This window comes from Acinetobacter sp. ANC 5600 (assembly GCF_002018395.1).
In the GTDB taxonomy this organism is placed as follows: domain Bacteria; phylum Pseudomonadota; class Gammaproteobacteria; order Pseudomonadales; family Moraxellaceae; genus Acinetobacter; species Acinetobacter amyesii.
On the sequence record NZ_MVKW01000002.1, the window covers coordinates 339,550 to 353,680 of the forward strand.

Below are 14,131 nucleotides of genomic sequence, written 5' to 3' on the forward strand. Positions count from 1 at the left end.
ACATGTTTAATCCAGTGAAAGCTTGTCAGTTTTTCTGAAAAGTAACGTTAAAATGTGAATTATCACTTTGCTTTTAAAATCACTTAAGGTACAAAAATTCAAAAAATATAATTTTTTTATAAAAATCCCTTGAAAAAAATCAGCACAGACCGATATTGATACATGTACAAGGATCAAACGATCTTGTTAGTGAACAGTGGATGCCAAGCATCACTGAACATTTCTTATTGTTACAACTTTGCTTATTAAAGAGAGTTCTAATTATGAGTAGTTTAAATCTTAACCCACTTTTCCGTCGTAGCATTGGTTTTGATCGTTTCAACGATTTATTTGATTATGCCATGCAAAGCGACACACCAAATTACCCGCCATACAATATTGAAAAAACGGCTGAAAATAGCTATCGCATTGTGGTGGCAACCGCAGGTTTTACAGAAGATGAACTTTCGCTAAACTTAGAAAATCAAGTGCTAAGCATTTCAGGTAAACCAACTGAAGCGCAAGATACAACTGTGGAATTCCTGCATAAAGGCATTGCTCGTCGTACATTTAAACTGTCTTTACGCTTAGATGAACATATAGAAGTGCAACAAGCCCTATATGAAAATGGTTTATTGACAGTGGACTTACAGCGTATTATTCCTGAAGAAAAACTACCACGCCAAATTCCAATTGGCAAAAAGGCATTGATAGAAAGTCCTGTCCAAGAAAATATCGCTGAGTAAACCCTCATAAAAAAAAGACCCTTCGGGGTCTTTTTTATATTAAGAAAATTAGTTAGATTCAAAACATGACAAACAAGAATAAAAAATCATGCCATCTCAAGAATATAGTGTCTAGATTGCAAATTTTATGTTTCGTTTTTTATCTATTCTCAACTTAATCTTACCCATAGGTGTTTTTAATGAATCCTTGGTGGGTCTGGCTTACAAGCTGTTCATCTACTCTTTTTAAATTTTGGCGTATCTTGCAAAAAATAATCCTACTTTGTATTACTATCTATTTCTATGAAATGTACTTTGTTCTGATTGCTTTTATGACATGGAATATACGACCTAATATTACCAAGATGAAAATCTATTGGAGGGTACTGAAAATCCCCATCTCACGGCCGGTGTTATGTAAATAGATCTCACATAGTTAGCTCAATAAAAAGCTTTGCTCACTTTATACCTACATTAAAACTAAATTAAAGCATTTCAAAACGTCTGAATCGAAACAACGATTGAATATCAATTAAAATATAATCAAATTTGTCTTTCTTAAAGAAACTTACTTAATACCCTCAGACATAAGTTCGCATTCATGAATTTTGCTCTATTTTCCAATCAATACGCAGCAAAAATTATTGGTGCCCTTGAACATCATTGAGATTAAAAAACCAAAATATAGGCAAAAAAAAGCACTGCAAATGCAGTGCTTTTTTAATGGATACTTACTTTTTCTTTTTAGGACCAAGCAGCATACCCATTTGACGGCCTTCCATTTTTGGTGTTTGTTCAACAACACCATAGTCAACCACGTCAGCTTCAATTTTTTGCAATTGAGCCAAACCTAACTGTTGGTGTGCCATTTCACGACCACGGAAACGAAGCGTGATTTTTACCTTATTGCCTTCTTCAAGGAACTTGATAATGGCACGTAGTTTAACGTTGTAGTCACCAACATCAGTACCAGGGCGTAGCTTGATTTCTTTCACCTGTACTTGATGTTGTTTTTTCTTCGCTTCTTTTTGCTTTTGTTTTAGATCAAACAAATGCTTGTTAAAATCCATGATTTTGCAGACTGGTGGCTCAGCATTAGCAACAATCTCAACAAGGTCAAGATCTACTGCTTCTGCAGCACGCAAAGCGTCAGCAAGAGATACAATCCCTTTTTGCTCGCCATTTTCGTCTACTAGACGGACTTCTTTTGCACGAATTTCATCATTCAAGGCAGGACGGTTTGATTTTCCGCCCTGTTGATTACGGTCAGGCTGTTTAATCGCTTTTACTCCACAATGTACCGGCCGCGTTCGGCTACGGCTGCTTTTACTAGGTCAACGAATGCATCAATTGACATAGTACCCAAATTTTTTCCAGAGCGAGTACGGACGTTTACAGTACCTTCCTCAACTTCACGGTCCCCAAGAACCAATAAGTAAGGAATACGCTCTAAAGTACGTTCACGAATCTTAAAGCCGATTTTCTCATTTCTCAAGTCTGAAATCGCGCGGATACCGCTTTCTTTAAGTTTAGCGACGACTGACTCACATGCTTCAGCTTGTGAATCGGTAATGTTCATCACACATGCTTGAATTGGAGACAACCAAGGTGGCATGAAACCAGCATAGTGTTCAATAAGTATACCAATAAAACGCTCGAAACTGCCAAGAATTGCACGGTGCAACATTACAGGCTGATCACGGTCGTTATCTTCAGTCACATAAGACGCATCTAAACGTTCTGGTAAGTTAAAGTCACATTGAATTGTACCGCACTGCCATACACGACCTAAGCAGTCTTTCAATGAGAATTCAATTTTCGGACCGTAGAATGCACCTTCACCCGGTTGAAGTTCCCACTCTAGGCCTGCAGCATCTAAAGCATCTGCTAAAGATTTTTCTGCCATGTCCCAAAGTTTGTCATCACCCACACGTTTTTCTGGACGTGTCGACAATTTCATTTGAACTTCTTCAAAACCAAAGTCTTTATAAACATCTAATGTCAGTTTAATAAAGTCTGCAACTTCAGTACCGATTTGTTCTTTGGTACAGAAGATATGCGCATCATCTTGTGTAAAGCCACGTACACGCATAATGCCGTGTAATGAACCCGATGGTTCGTTACGGTGACATGAACCAAACTCAGCCAAACGAATTGGAAGATCACGGTAAGATTTCAAACCTTGGTTGAAGACTTGCACGTGACATGGGCAGTTCATTGGTTTTACTGCATAGTTACGGTTCTCTGAGTGAGTCGTAAACATGTTTTCAGCATAGTTAGCTGCGTGCCCTGATTTTTCCCAAAGCGTGAAATCAACCACTTGCGGTGTACGAATTTCTTGGTAACCATTAGCTTGTTGAACTTTACGCATGTATTGTTCAAGCACTTGGTAAATCGTCCAGCCGTTTGGATGCCAGAACACCATACCCGGCGCTTCTTCTTGCATATGGAACAAGTCTAACGCTTTACCAATTTTACGGTGATCGCGTTTTTCAGCTTCTTCAATACGTTTGATGTAGGCAGCTAGCTGCTTTTTGTCCGCCCAAGCTGTACCGTAAATACGTTGTAACTGTTCGTTTTTCGCATCACCGCGCCAGTAAGCACCAGAGATTTTAGTCAACTTGAACGATTTTAAGAATTTAGTATTTGGAACGTGCGGACCACGGCACATATCCAAGTAGTCTTGATGGTAGTACAAGCCCATTTCAGTTTCTTCAGGCATGTCTTCAATCAGACGCAGTTTGTATTCTTCGCCACGTGCAGTGAACTCTTTGATCACTTCATCACGTGGAGTCATTTTTTTGATGACATCATAGTCTTGGTCGATGAGCTTTTTCATGCGCTCTTCGATTGCTGCCATGTCATCTAAAGTAAACGGACGTGGCATCCAGATGTCATAGTAGAAACCTTCTTCAATGACAGGACCAATGACCATCTTTGCTTCTGGGAACAATTGCTTAACTGCATGACCCACCAAGTGCGCACAAGAGTGACGAATGATGTGAATACCATCTTCATCTTTAGGCGTGATAATTTGTAGGCTAGCATCTTCTGTAATTAAATCAGACGCATCAACTAAACGATCGTTTACACGACCCGCAACTGTATTTTTTGCTAGACCAGGACCGATGCTTTGAGCAACTTCCATCACAGACACGGCATGATCAAATTCTTTTTGATCGCCATTTGGCAAAGTGATAATTGGCATATAAAAATCCTTAAGGAGTGATGCCCCGTACAATGGAGCATGTCACCGCGAGATTATGATCGAGGGAGACCCTCAAAAGATAAAAACGGTGGATAAATAAAATTCGACCTAAATTTTACACGCCCTGCCAACTTTAATAAACCTCTAATCCCATGGAAGTTGATTTTTCTGCTGCCTTTTACAAGACTCCTGATAATTCAAGCAGATTTCAGCCGAAATACGCTTTATGCTGTCAACATAATAATCACGTTCTAATTCATAAAATTATTCCGAATTTCGAACACCTATACCCACTGAAATCTTTATGTAGGCAGGTATCATGCAAGCACATTCACTTATATCTTGGTCTAGTTTAAAACCGCTCCAACCCGCTTATGCCCTTGCAGCCAATGTCGATCTTGTGGTCTTAAGGCTTGAAGATGATGATGCAGAACAAGTCGTGGTCATGTATGGTCGCTGTCAGCATCGCGGCGCCCTCATGGCTGATGCCCATATTCAAGGGGATAAAATCGTCTGTGGGCTGCATGGCTCGCACTATATTTATAAAACTGGTATCAACCCACGTTATCTGAATAAAAATCTGCAAAAGTTTAAAGCGTGGGTGGAAGGCGATCAGGTGTATGTCGATCTTGAAGAAATTCAAGCGTGGGAGAAAAGAAATCCTCAACAATATAAGCGTGATCAATACCAAGGCCTATATGCTGATTCCGCGCCCGCGCCAGAAGAACCACATAATAAATTGATCTTAGAACTCGCACGAAATGGCTTAAGTAAATTTGGACATCATGGTCCGACAGCGGCGATGGGCGTACCTTTTAATCAACTTCCGAAATGGGAGGACATTCAACTGATCACCGCACAACTGTGGAAAATCCCATTGTTAGATGATGCACCCGTAGCAACCGAAGTGGTAATTGGCCCAAATGCTAAAAAACCCTTAAAACTCAAAATCCCCCTGTTTGTGTCAGATATGAGTTTTGGTGCGTTATCTCAAGAAGCCAAAGTTGCCCTTGCAACAGGTGCTGAACTTGCAGGTACAGGCATTTGCTCAGGTGAAGGTGGAATGCTTGCTGAGGAACAAGCCGCCAACTCACGCTATTTTTATGAATTGGCTTCGGGCCGTTTTGGCTATGACATTGAAAAAGTTAAACAGTGTCAGGCCTTTCATTTTAAAGGCGGTCAAGCTGCAAAAACAGGTACGGGAGGACATCTGCCAGGCCATAAAGTGGTTGGCAAGATTGCAGAAGTGCGCAAATTACCAGAAGGCACCGCAGCCATTTCTCCTGCAACTTTCCCCGACTGGACTCATCTTTCACAATATCGTGAATTTGCAGAATATGTCCGAGCAGAAACCGGCGGCATCCCGATCGGCTATAAACTCTCCGCACAGCATATTGAACGTGATATTGACGCAGCACTCAGCATCGGTGTGGACTATATTATTTTAGATGGACGTGGCGGTGGTACAGGTGCAGCACCCACGCTGTTCCGTGACAATATCTCTGTACCGACCATTCCTGCACTTGCACGAGCACGTCGTCATTTAGACCGTTTAGGACGGTCAGATATTAGTTTAGTGATCACAGGTGGACTTCGTGTACCCGCTGACTTTATTAAGGCACTCGCTTTAGGTGCAGATGCCATCGCGATTTCAAACTCTGCCATGCAAGCCATTGGCTGTTTAGCTATGCGTGCCTGTCAAAGCAATGATTGTTCTGTCGGCATCGCCACACAACAAGATCATTTACGTCGTCGTTTAGAAATAGACAAATCGGCACAACAACTGGCGAATTTTCTAAATGCATCCGTTGAACTGATGCAAGTCATGGCTCGTGCCTGCGGACATCATCATCTGAATCAATTCTGCAAAGATGACCTGACCACATGGAAAAAAGAAATGTCGAACCTCACGGGTATTCACTACAGTGGATTTGAGTAAGCTTCAAATCGTGAGCTTTTTTCAAAACAATTGAACCTAAAAAGAGTCCATACGGGCTCTTTTTTATTCTCTGAAGGTCTCAAAGGCCATGAATTGATCAGCTTGGTACAACCAAAGCTGTGCAAATTGAGGGATGATCATTTCACTCTGGGCAGGGCGTAAAAAAATATAATCATCTACTTCTATACTGCTTTTCTGCTGAATTTGCACAAGCTCCTGATTACTACTGCGACCATATAATGCATGGGGCTGACTGCCTTGAGGATAAACATAGTCCCCTCGCCAATAGCCTCCATAAATAAATACAGCCTGATATTTTGCCCAACGACTGAGCCATTCTAACTGTGGTAATTCAGTCCGTGGCAACACTTTTAACACAGGCGTGGCGATCCACAAGGCACTTTGGAAAGCTTGTAAATTTTTCAGTTCAAAATCTGCAGGTTTTAATAACATCGAGCCAAACGAGACTTCGTTACAGACACTCTGCTGACAATGAAAACTAAAACTAGGACTACCACCACCATTCCAACAGGTGTGTTCATCACATAAGGTTGGGTAGCGCTGTTGTACATAAGCTTTGAATTGTTGATAACTTTGCTGGGATTGTTGATAAGTCTGTTCAGCAGATTGGATCAGCCGTGGAATCTTCGCCACATGTGCGTCGTAGCCCATCAATCCTGAAAATTTTAAATGTTGAGGATGTCGAACGATTACATCCAAAATAGCCTTTAGCTCATTGATGGTTTTCAGGCCACCACGGTGTAGCCCCACATCGATTTCGATATTGATGCGTAGACACAGTTGATGCTGCTCAGCAAATTTGAGGTATTGGGCTAAACGCTGTTCACTATCAATCAGCCATTGCACTTGCGATTGCGTTGCCTGCAAAACTGCCTTGTCTGCATGGTTCAAAGCCTGAATCGGCATCGGTTTTCCAAACAATACATCGGCTTGCGGAATCGATTCAAAAAGCGTTTTTAGATGTGCAAAATGAAATAGCATGAAACGCTGTGTCTGAAGCTGTGTAGCACAGTGTTGAAGCAATGCCATGCAGGCCAAGGATTTCACCACCAAGCGCGGATGCAGACGCTCTGGCATTTGCTGCTGAGTGATCACCAAGTTGTGATTTAATGCATCAACATCCACGATTAACTGGGGCATCCCCGTACCATTTTGTTTTAACAGCGAATTCAACTTTTGAAAATATGCATCCATGCCATCCCCTTTTTCATATCGTTCAATTGGTCTTCAACGTTTAACGTTCCACGATGCTTATTCAATCAGTAATTGCTGTAGCTCTGGACTGAGCCACTTTTGCTTTGGATCTAAATCTTGTCGAATCTTTAAAAAATCCTGCCACTTGGGATACACATTTTGAAGCTGCCGCGCATTTAGGCTATGTAATTTCCCCCAATGTGGTCGCCCGCCATATTTTAAAAAAATCGGCTCCACGAGTTTAAAGATGACTTGATAATCTTGCTTATAGAACTGATGCACCGAAATTGAGGCCGAATCTTGCTGATAAAACGGACTGAGCCAAATATCATCCCCACGTACAAGTCGATATTCTAGCGGAAAAAACATCGGAACCTTATGACGTCGAAGGGTATGCAAAATTTCTTCTAAACAATTCATCCCGTGTTGCAGCGGAATCTGGTATTCCATCTCATTAAATTTGGTATTTCGAGCAGAAGGAAAAATTCGACTTGACCAGTCTACGCTGATCGAAGGTTTGACAAAAACACCTAATAATTTTTGTAGCCATGGATTCAGTGGTGGAAAGAATCGCGTCAATTCTGCACAAAATTTGAGTAATACGTCGTCATCTAACCACTGTTCTTTCCGTGGTTGAAGGTCATCTTCTGTCATATCTAAGGTTTTTAAAATAACCTGATCGGCATGACTAAATGCCCAGAACTCAATATGTCGATGTTCATATTGCCATTGCTGCATATTCTGCATGACTTCTTTCAGCGGACATAATCGCGTTTGTTCTTTGAGTTTATACATCGGTCGGTTTTGCAGCTGTACATGCGTCAGCACGCCTAAACTCCCGAGTGAAACACGCCCTGCTTGGAAAATTTCGTTGTTCTGTTCAGCACTGCATTGTATTAATTCACCCTGCGCGGTTAATAATTCAAACCTCGTAACCAGCGCCGATAAACACGGTAATTCGAGTCCGGTACCATGTGTTCCTGTTGAAATAGCTCCAGCCAAACTTTGACGATCAATATCTCCTTGATTAATCAGTGCTTGATCAAAAGACGCGAGCTTCTCCCCCAAATCAAATAATCGTGTGCCAGCTTGGACGGTACTTTGGCAGCGTTCTACATCGATATCTAAAATGCCTTTGAAATGATCTAAACGTACTAAGGTATCTGTAGTTTTTGCCAAAGGGCTAAAAGAATGCCCTGCACCGACCATACGAATCTTAGGATGGGATTGCACCACATCCATTAATTGCTCAAGATTTTGCGGTTGTATAAATGACTTCGGGATCGACTTCTGAGCACCTGACCAATTTTCCCATGCAATGTCGTGTTGAATTGTCATATTCATCCTTGTCGCCATACTTTTTATTGTATTTAGCCGTATTGTTTTATTTTTGATTCCGCTTTTGCAATGTTAATGCACAAGCCATCTTGATTTTTTACTTAGATTATACGAAGTTCTGTATCTTCTCAAATTTAAGTTTATTGTTATAAAACAGCAAATAAGCCACGATCAATTAAAAAAAATATCATTCGTTTATATCCCCACAAAGACTATTCAAGGCGCTCTACATTATTCGTTAAGCATCATTCAAACCGAATCAATAAAAAAGATCACACACGGAAATATCTGCCAAATTAGTATAAAAAACCAACAAACCCTGTATATTTTTCAACTAAATTATTTATGCTAAAAAATCAATTTTGAGAACCACAGGGTTCATTTTCGTCACCTTATTGTTTTTATTATGTTAAATTTCAATCACTTAAAAATTTAGTGTAAATACTCGACTAAAGCATAAATGCAGAGAAGCTACGGACTGAATTATTGTTAAGTCAGATTTAAAACAAATAGACATGGACTTGGAGTACCACGATGGTTAGCGCATACGATGAATTGCCACGGACCCCGGCAAATTTTGTGGCACTTTCGCCTCTACGTTATTTAGAGCGTGCAGCTTATATTTATCCTGATCAGGATGCCATTATCCATGGCAATCGTCATATTTCATGGCGCCAAACATATAACCGCTGTCGTCAATTTGCACATCAGTTGCAACAATTAGGCATTGGCAAAAACGACACCGTGTCTGTGTTATTACCGAACGTTCCGGCTATGGTTGAAGCACACTTTGCCGTACCGATGGCGGGTGCTGTACTAAATACGCTAAATACACGCCTTGATGCGAAAACCATTGCCTTCATGCTGGAACATGCAGAAACCAAAGTCCTGTTGGTTGACCCTGAATTTGCTCAAGTTGCCACCGAAGCTTTGGCTTTGATCGATCAAGACATTTATGTCATTGATGTTGCAGATGCTGAATTTGAAGGCACAGCACAACCGATTGGACAAATTGAATTTGAAGACTGGTTGGCGCAAGGCGATGCGAACTTTGAATGGCACTTACCTCAAGATGAATGGGATGCGATTAGTTTAAGCTATACCTCGGGTACCACAGGGAATCCAAAAGGCGTGGTGTATCATCACCGCGGCGCATATATCAATGCAGCGAGTAACATCATTGCTTGCGGCATGACGCCACGTGCAACGTATCTGTGGACGCTTCCTCTATTCCACTGTAATGGCTGGTGCTTTGCTTGGACAATGGCAGCCAATGGCGGAACCAATATTTGTCTACGTAAAATTGACCCTGAACTGATTTTCAAATTGATTGCAGAACACAAAATAGATTATTTCTGCGGTGCGCCAATCGTACTTTCAATGATGATCAATACGCCTGAAGAGAAAAAAGCACAATTTGACCATCGCGTTGAAGTGATGGTTGCTGGTGCAGCGCCACCTGCAGCGATTATTGAAGGGATGCGTAATATTGGCATCAATGTCACACATGTTTATGGTTTGACTGAAACATATGGTCCATCGGCACTTTGCGCATCGCAAGCTGGTTGGTCTGATCTTTCCATTCAAGAACAAGCACAGTTGCATTCTCGCCAAGGTGTGCCATACCCGCTTCAAGATGGCATGAAAGTCATTGATCCTGAAACCATGTTACCTGTTCCGCATGATGGCCAGACCATGGGTGAAATCATGTTCCGTGGCAACATCGTAATGAAGGGTTATTTGAAAAACCCGGAAGCAACGGCTGAAGCCTTTGCCGGTGGTTGGTTCCATACCGGCGACTTAGCAGTCTGCCAACCTGACGGTTATGCCAAAATTACTGACCGCTCTAAAGATGTGATCATTTCAGGGGGTGAAAACATTTCATCGCTCGAAGTAGAAGAAATTCTATATCAACACCCTGCTGTACTGACAGCTGCAGTGGTTGCAAAACCTGACCCTCGTTGGCAAGAAGTGCCTTGTGCCTTTATTGAATTAAAAGCAGGTAAAGAAGCAACGCCTGAAGAACTGATCGAATTCTGTAAGCAGCACCTTGCACGTTTCAAAGTACCTAAAGATGTAGTGATTACCGAAATTCCAAAAACCTCGACAGGTAAACTTCAGAAGTTCGTTCTCCGTGAATGGGCTAAAGAGCGCGCTGTTGGTGAATTTGGTTAATATTAAAACTCAAAAGCCAAGCATGATTTTTTCAATCATTTAAGCAAAAAAAGCGACCTAATCAGGTCGCTTTTTTGATGTGAAGTCTATAACTTCACGTTTTGCTTCAATGATCAGATCATGTTGAATTCTCTGATCATTGAGCTATCTAAGTACTTGACTATCTAATCATGCATTAGTTATCAGATAATAAAGCCACTTGTTGAATGTAGTTAAACAATTTCAACTTTGACGCAGACAGTTCTTCTTCGCTTACATTTTTTGCTATATCACGTTGAATACGCAAAATATGCTGACGAATAGGATGATGTTCAGCAGCATTATGTGCTTTCATGAACTCTTTAATGACGGGATCACCTTGGGCAATCATACGTTCAGTCCAGCGTTGAAGCTGCGCTGTTTTTTTCGCACCTTGCTGCGGGGTTAAGTAAGATAAAATCATGGTTTCATCTTCATTACGCAGTAATTTACCTACACGTTGAAACTGACGGCGTCGCGCTTCATGTGAAGTAATTGTTTGTGCATCTAGTAGTGCTTCGATCAGACGCTCTTCAACAGGAAGATTTTTAATCTGTTTAGGATTCAGTTTTGCAAGTTCCTCGCCCAAAGCAGCCATACGTTGTACAGCTTTCTTTTGCTCAGTTTTACTTGCACGTCCTTCTAAGGATTCAAAGTCTTCTTCGGTATAGCGGTTCGGTCGACGTGCCACGTTTAATCTGCCTCGTAAAATTTTGCCGCAAACAGTGCTTGAATTTCAGATAAAGCTTTTTCTTCATCTGCACCTTCAATCACTAAGCGTAAAGTTGTGCCCTTGCCTGCGCCAAGCATCAGCAAAGACATAATATTTTTGGCATCTACTAATTTTCCACCCTTACCAATTTGAATCGACGAGCGAAATTTGGTCGTGACTTCGATTAGCTTGCCAGATGCACGCGCATGTAAACCCAGTTTATTAATTACGTCAACAGTTGTGTCGATCATGACCAGTGCTTCATTTCTCTATGTAGAACCTGAATAGACCATTTTGCCTCAAGTGCTTTTTTTAGTCTATCTACGATATATACCGAACGGTGTTGCCCACCTGTACAACCGATCGACACCGTCATGTAATGACGATGCCCTTCGGCAAATGCCGGCAGCCATTTATCCAAGAAATTATAAATATCTTGGAACATTTCATTGGTTTGTTCACTTTGTTGTAAAAACTGACGAACTGGCTCATCTAATCCTGAATACTTACGTAATTCCATATCCCAGTGCGGATTGGGCAAATGACGGACGTCAAAAACATAATCTGCATCGAGTGGAATACCATGCTTATAGCCAAAAGACTGTAAGATCAAAATTAAATTATCTGCCTGTCCAAGTTTAGACAGCAAGGTATGTTTTAAATCATGTACACTCTTATCTGTAGTATCAATATGTACTGTCGAGCGTAATTGAATCGGCAACAGTAAAGATTTTTCTTCCTGTATGCACTCATTTAAACTTTTGAAACGACTTGCCAACGGATGGGGACGTCGAGATGAACTGAATCGCGCAATCAATTCCTGATCACGCGTGGTCAAATAAATAATATCGACTGAGCCATGGCGTTGTAGCTGTTGAAAAACCAAATCGAACTCTTGTAAATCTGCACGTGTACTGCGGACATCCACACCCAGTGCCAATTGTTCAAGATTATTTTCTGAATCGAGTTTTTCAACAATTTCGGGGAGTAAGGCCAATGGCAAATTATCGATACAGTAATAGCCCAAATCCTCAAGTATCTGTAATGCAGATGACTTTCCAGATCCAGATTGTCCTGTAACAATTAAAATGCGCTTCATCGCTTGCTACCCCATAGCCGTTTTAAACTGCAGTATATTTAACCTGCATATTATCAATAAGACGTGTTGCGCCTAATTTAGCCGCAATAAACAACACCACGTCTTGATCAAATTCTTCAATTTTCTGTAATTCAGGTGTACGTGCTTCAACATAGTCCACAACAAAACCCGCTGCTGTCAATGTTGCTTTAATATTCGCTAACACATCTGCCAGTTGAGTTCCAGCATGTAATTCTGCCTCAGCCGTTTTCAAGCTTTGGTAAATCGTTGGTGCAATCGCACGATTTTCCGCACTCAAATAACCATTGCGTGAGCTCAATGCCAAACCATCTTCAGCACGAGTAATCGGCACACCAATCACTTCTAGTGGAATATTTAAGTCACGTACAAACTGACGAATCACTGCAAGTTGCTGGTAATCTTTTTGCCCAAAGAATGCAAAATTCGGTTGAACAATATTAAAGAGTTTTGTCACAACAACAGCAACACCGTCAAAATGACCCGGACGCTGTTCGCCACACAAATCATTGGTAATGCCGCCCACGCTAATATTGGTTAAGCGCGGTTTGTTGCCATACATTTGTTCAACAGTCGGTGCAAACACAATGTCACAACCCACTTCAGCCAATAAGTGCTGATCTTGTTCCAAAGTACGTGGATAGTTGTCAAAGTCTTCATTTGGACCAAACTGAATTGGGTTAACGAAAATACTCACCACCACGACATCACACAGTTTACGTGCTTCACGAACTAAATTAAGGTGACCTTCATGCAAGTTCCCCATCGTTGGTACAAAACCAATGATTTTGCGCGCAGCACGTGCTGGATTTAGCGATGCACTTAAACCTTGAATCGTTGTTTCAGTTTTCATGTCTTACAGCTCAATTTGGAATGTATGTTCTTTGGCAGGGAAACTACCATCAAGTACGGCAGCATGATACGCCTTAAACGCATCCACAATTGCTGTTTCCCCTGCTTGCTCTTTCATAAAGTTGCGAACAAATTTCGCCACGTGACTAAACGTCAGTCCCAACATATCTTGTTGAACCAAGACTTGAGCATCCGTATCTGCACCGGCACCGATCCCAATCACAGGTGTATTTGGGAATAATTCACTAATTTCTTTACCCACTTGGGCAGGAACACATTCCAAAAGTAAAAGTGCTGCACCTGCATCAACCACAGCTTTACAATCTGCAATGAGTTGATCCGCGGTTTCGCGTGTACGTGCTTGCACTTTATAACCGCCAAACACATGAACCGATTGCGGAGTTAACCCTAAATGCACACACACTGGAATACCATTACGGGTCAATACTTCAACTGTTTCTGACAACCATGCACCACCTTCCAATTTGACCATCTGTGCGCCTGCTTGCATCACGGTCTTTGAATTCACCAAAGCGTCATTCAAAGTGGCATAGGTCATAAATGGCAAATCAGTCAAAATAAACGCATGTTTATTGCCACGACGCACTGCAGCAGTGTGATATACCATATCTTCAACAGTGACAGGCAAAGTTGAGTCATTCCCTTGAATGGTCATCCCCAATGAATCACCAATCAGAATACTATCGACTTCAGCAACTTCCATTGCTTTTGCCATGCTCGCATCATAGCAAGTCAGGCAGGAGAATTTGCGGCCTTCCGCTTTAAATTTTTTCAAGTCACTTAGACTAATCATTTCAATATTCCTCAGATGACGGCTTTCTCAAGTGGTCAT

At 41.4% G+C, this 14,131-nt stretch carries 12 protein-coding genes; 3 read left to right on the forward strand and 9 right to left on the reverse strand.

The features are described 5' to 3' along the window. The first annotated feature begins 263 nt into the window (after positions 1 to 263). Positions 264 to 725, forward strand: coding sequence for an Hsp20 family protein (locus B1201_RS05470; protein WP_078192642.1), 462 nt, complete (start codon positions 264 to 266; stop codon positions 723 to 725). Positions 726 to 1,435: 710 nt separating this feature from the next. Here the strand turns inward: B1201_RS05470 and infC are convergent. Beyond that, positions 1,436 to 1,984 carry a translation initiation factor IF-3 gene (gene infC / locus B1201_RS05475; RefSeq protein WP_078192643.1) on the reverse strand — a complete coding sequence of 183 codons (549 nt, stop codon included), beginning with the start codon at positions 1,982 to 1,984 and terminating at the stop codon, positions 1,436 to 1,438. A gap of 5 nt (positions 1,985 to 1,989) precedes the next feature. After that, on the reverse strand, positions 1,990 to 3,912 hold the full coding sequence (thrS, locus tag B1201_RS05480; protein WP_078189589.1) for a threonine--tRNA ligase: 1,923 nt from the start codon (positions 3,910 to 3,912) through the stop codon (positions 1,990 to 1,992). Positions 3,913 to 4,231: 319 nt separating this feature from the next. Here thrS and B1201_RS05485 point away from each other — a divergent pair, with 319 nt between their 5' ends. After that, a complete protein-coding gene (locus B1201_RS05485) occupies positions 4,232 to 5,851 on the forward strand; it encodes a glutamate synthase-related protein (RefSeq protein WP_078192644.1) in 1,620 nt (539 codons plus the stop codon). A gap of 63 nt (positions 5,852 to 5,914) precedes the next feature. Here B1201_RS05485 and B1201_RS05490 read toward each other — a convergent pair whose 3' ends face one another. Both B1201_RS05490 and B1201_RS05495 read right to left on the reverse strand, forming a co-directional pair. Continuing rightward, complete coding sequence (locus B1201_RS05490; protein ID WP_078192645.1) at positions 5,915 to 7,066, reverse strand: alanine racemase; 1,152 nt, start codon at positions 7,064 to 7,066, stop codon at positions 5,915 to 5,917. A 57-nt stretch (positions 7,067 to 7,123) separates the two neighbouring features. After that, positions 7,124 to 8,404 (reverse strand): D-arabinono-1,4-lactone oxidase, encoded by a 1,281-nt coding sequence (locus B1201_RS05495; RefSeq protein ID WP_078192865.1) that lies wholly within the window; start codon positions 8,402 to 8,404, stop codon positions 7,124 to 7,126. A gap of 534 nt (positions 8,405 to 8,938) precedes the next feature. Here B1201_RS05495 and B1201_RS05500 point away from each other — a divergent pair. Beyond that, positions 8,939 to 10,579: an acyl-CoA synthetase gene (locus tag B1201_RS05500; protein ID WP_078192646.1), complete on the forward strand. Its 1,641-nt coding sequence runs from the start codon at positions 8,939 to 8,941 to the stop codon at positions 10,577 to 10,579. Between the two features lie 175 nt (positions 10,580 to 10,754). Here B1201_RS05500 and yjgA read toward each other — a convergent pair whose 3' ends face one another. Genes yjgA through panB form a run of 5 tightly spaced genes read right to left on the reverse strand, consistent with a single transcriptional unit; the run spans position 10,755 to position 14,092 of the window. After that, positions 10,755 to 11,288, reverse strand: a complete 534-nt coding sequence (gene yjgA, locus B1201_RS05505; protein WP_078192647.1) for a ribosome biogenesis factor YjgA — start codon at positions 11,286 to 11,288, stop codon at positions 10,755 to 10,757. Positions 11,289 to 11,290: 2 nt separating this feature from the next. Continuing rightward, on the reverse strand, positions 11,291 to 11,560 hold the full coding sequence (locus B1201_RS05510; protein ID WP_067763492.1) for an HPr family phosphocarrier protein: 270 nt from the start codon (positions 11,558 to 11,560) through the stop codon (positions 11,291 to 11,293). After that, on the reverse strand, positions 11,557 to 12,408 hold the full coding sequence (gene rapZ / locus B1201_RS05515; protein ID WP_078189595.1) for an RNase adapter RapZ: 852 nt from the start codon (positions 12,406 to 12,408) through the stop codon (positions 11,557 to 11,559). Before rapZ ends, B1201_RS05510 begins: the two co-directional genes overlap by 4 nt. A 22-nt stretch (positions 12,409 to 12,430) precedes the next feature. Beyond that, positions 12,431 to 13,279, reverse strand: coding sequence for a pantoate--beta-alanine ligase (gene panC / locus B1201_RS05520; protein ID WP_078192648.1), 849 nt, complete (start codon positions 13,277 to 13,279; stop codon positions 12,431 to 12,433). Between the two features lie 3 nt (positions 13,280 to 13,282). Next, positions 13,283 to 14,092: a 3-methyl-2-oxobutanoate hydroxymethyltransferase gene (gene panB / locus B1201_RS05525; protein WP_078192649.1), complete on the reverse strand. Its 810-nt coding sequence runs from the start codon at positions 14,090 to 14,092 to the stop codon at positions 13,283 to 13,285. Positions 14,093 to 14,131 lie beyond the last annotated feature (39 nt).

Excerpts from the sequence above, each read along its gene's own strand:
- B1201_RS05470 (WP_078192642.1), top strand. The coding sequence starts at position 264 with ATGAGTAGTTTAAATCTTAACCCACTTTTCCGTCGTAGCATTGGTTTT.
- thrS (WP_078189589.1), bottom strand. The coding sequence starts at position 3,912 with ATGCCAATTATCACTTTGCCAAATGGCGATCAAAAAGAATTTGATCAT.
- B1201_RS05485 (WP_078192644.1), top strand. The coding sequence starts at position 4,232 with ATGCAAGCACATTCACTTATATCTTGGTCTAGTTTAAAACCGCTCCAA.
- B1201_RS05490 (WP_078192645.1), bottom strand. The coding sequence starts at position 7,066 with ATGGATGCATATTTTCAAAAGTTGAATTCGCTGTTAAAACAAAATGGT.
- B1201_RS05495 (WP_078192865.1), bottom strand. The coding sequence starts at position 8,404 with ATGACAATTCAACACGACATTGCATGGGAAAATTGGTCAGGTGCTCAG.
- B1201_RS05500 (WP_078192646.1), top strand. The coding sequence starts at position 8,939 with ATGGTTAGCGCATACGATGAATTGCCACGGACCCCGGCAAATTTTGTG.
- B1201_RS05510 (WP_067763492.1), bottom strand. The coding sequence starts at position 11,560 with ATGATCGACACAACTGTTGACGTAATTAATAAACTGGGTTTACATGCG.
- rapZ (WP_078189595.1), bottom strand. The coding sequence starts at position 12,408 with ATGAAGCGCATTTTAATTGTTACAGGACAATCTGGATCTGGAAAGTCA.
- panC (WP_078192648.1), bottom strand. The coding sequence starts at position 13,279 with ATGAAAACTGAAACAACGATTCAAGGTTTAAGTGCATCGCTAAATCCA.
- panB (WP_078192649.1), bottom strand. The coding sequence starts at position 14,092 with ATGATTAGTCTAAGTGACTTGAAAAAATTTAAAGCGGAAGGCCGCAAA.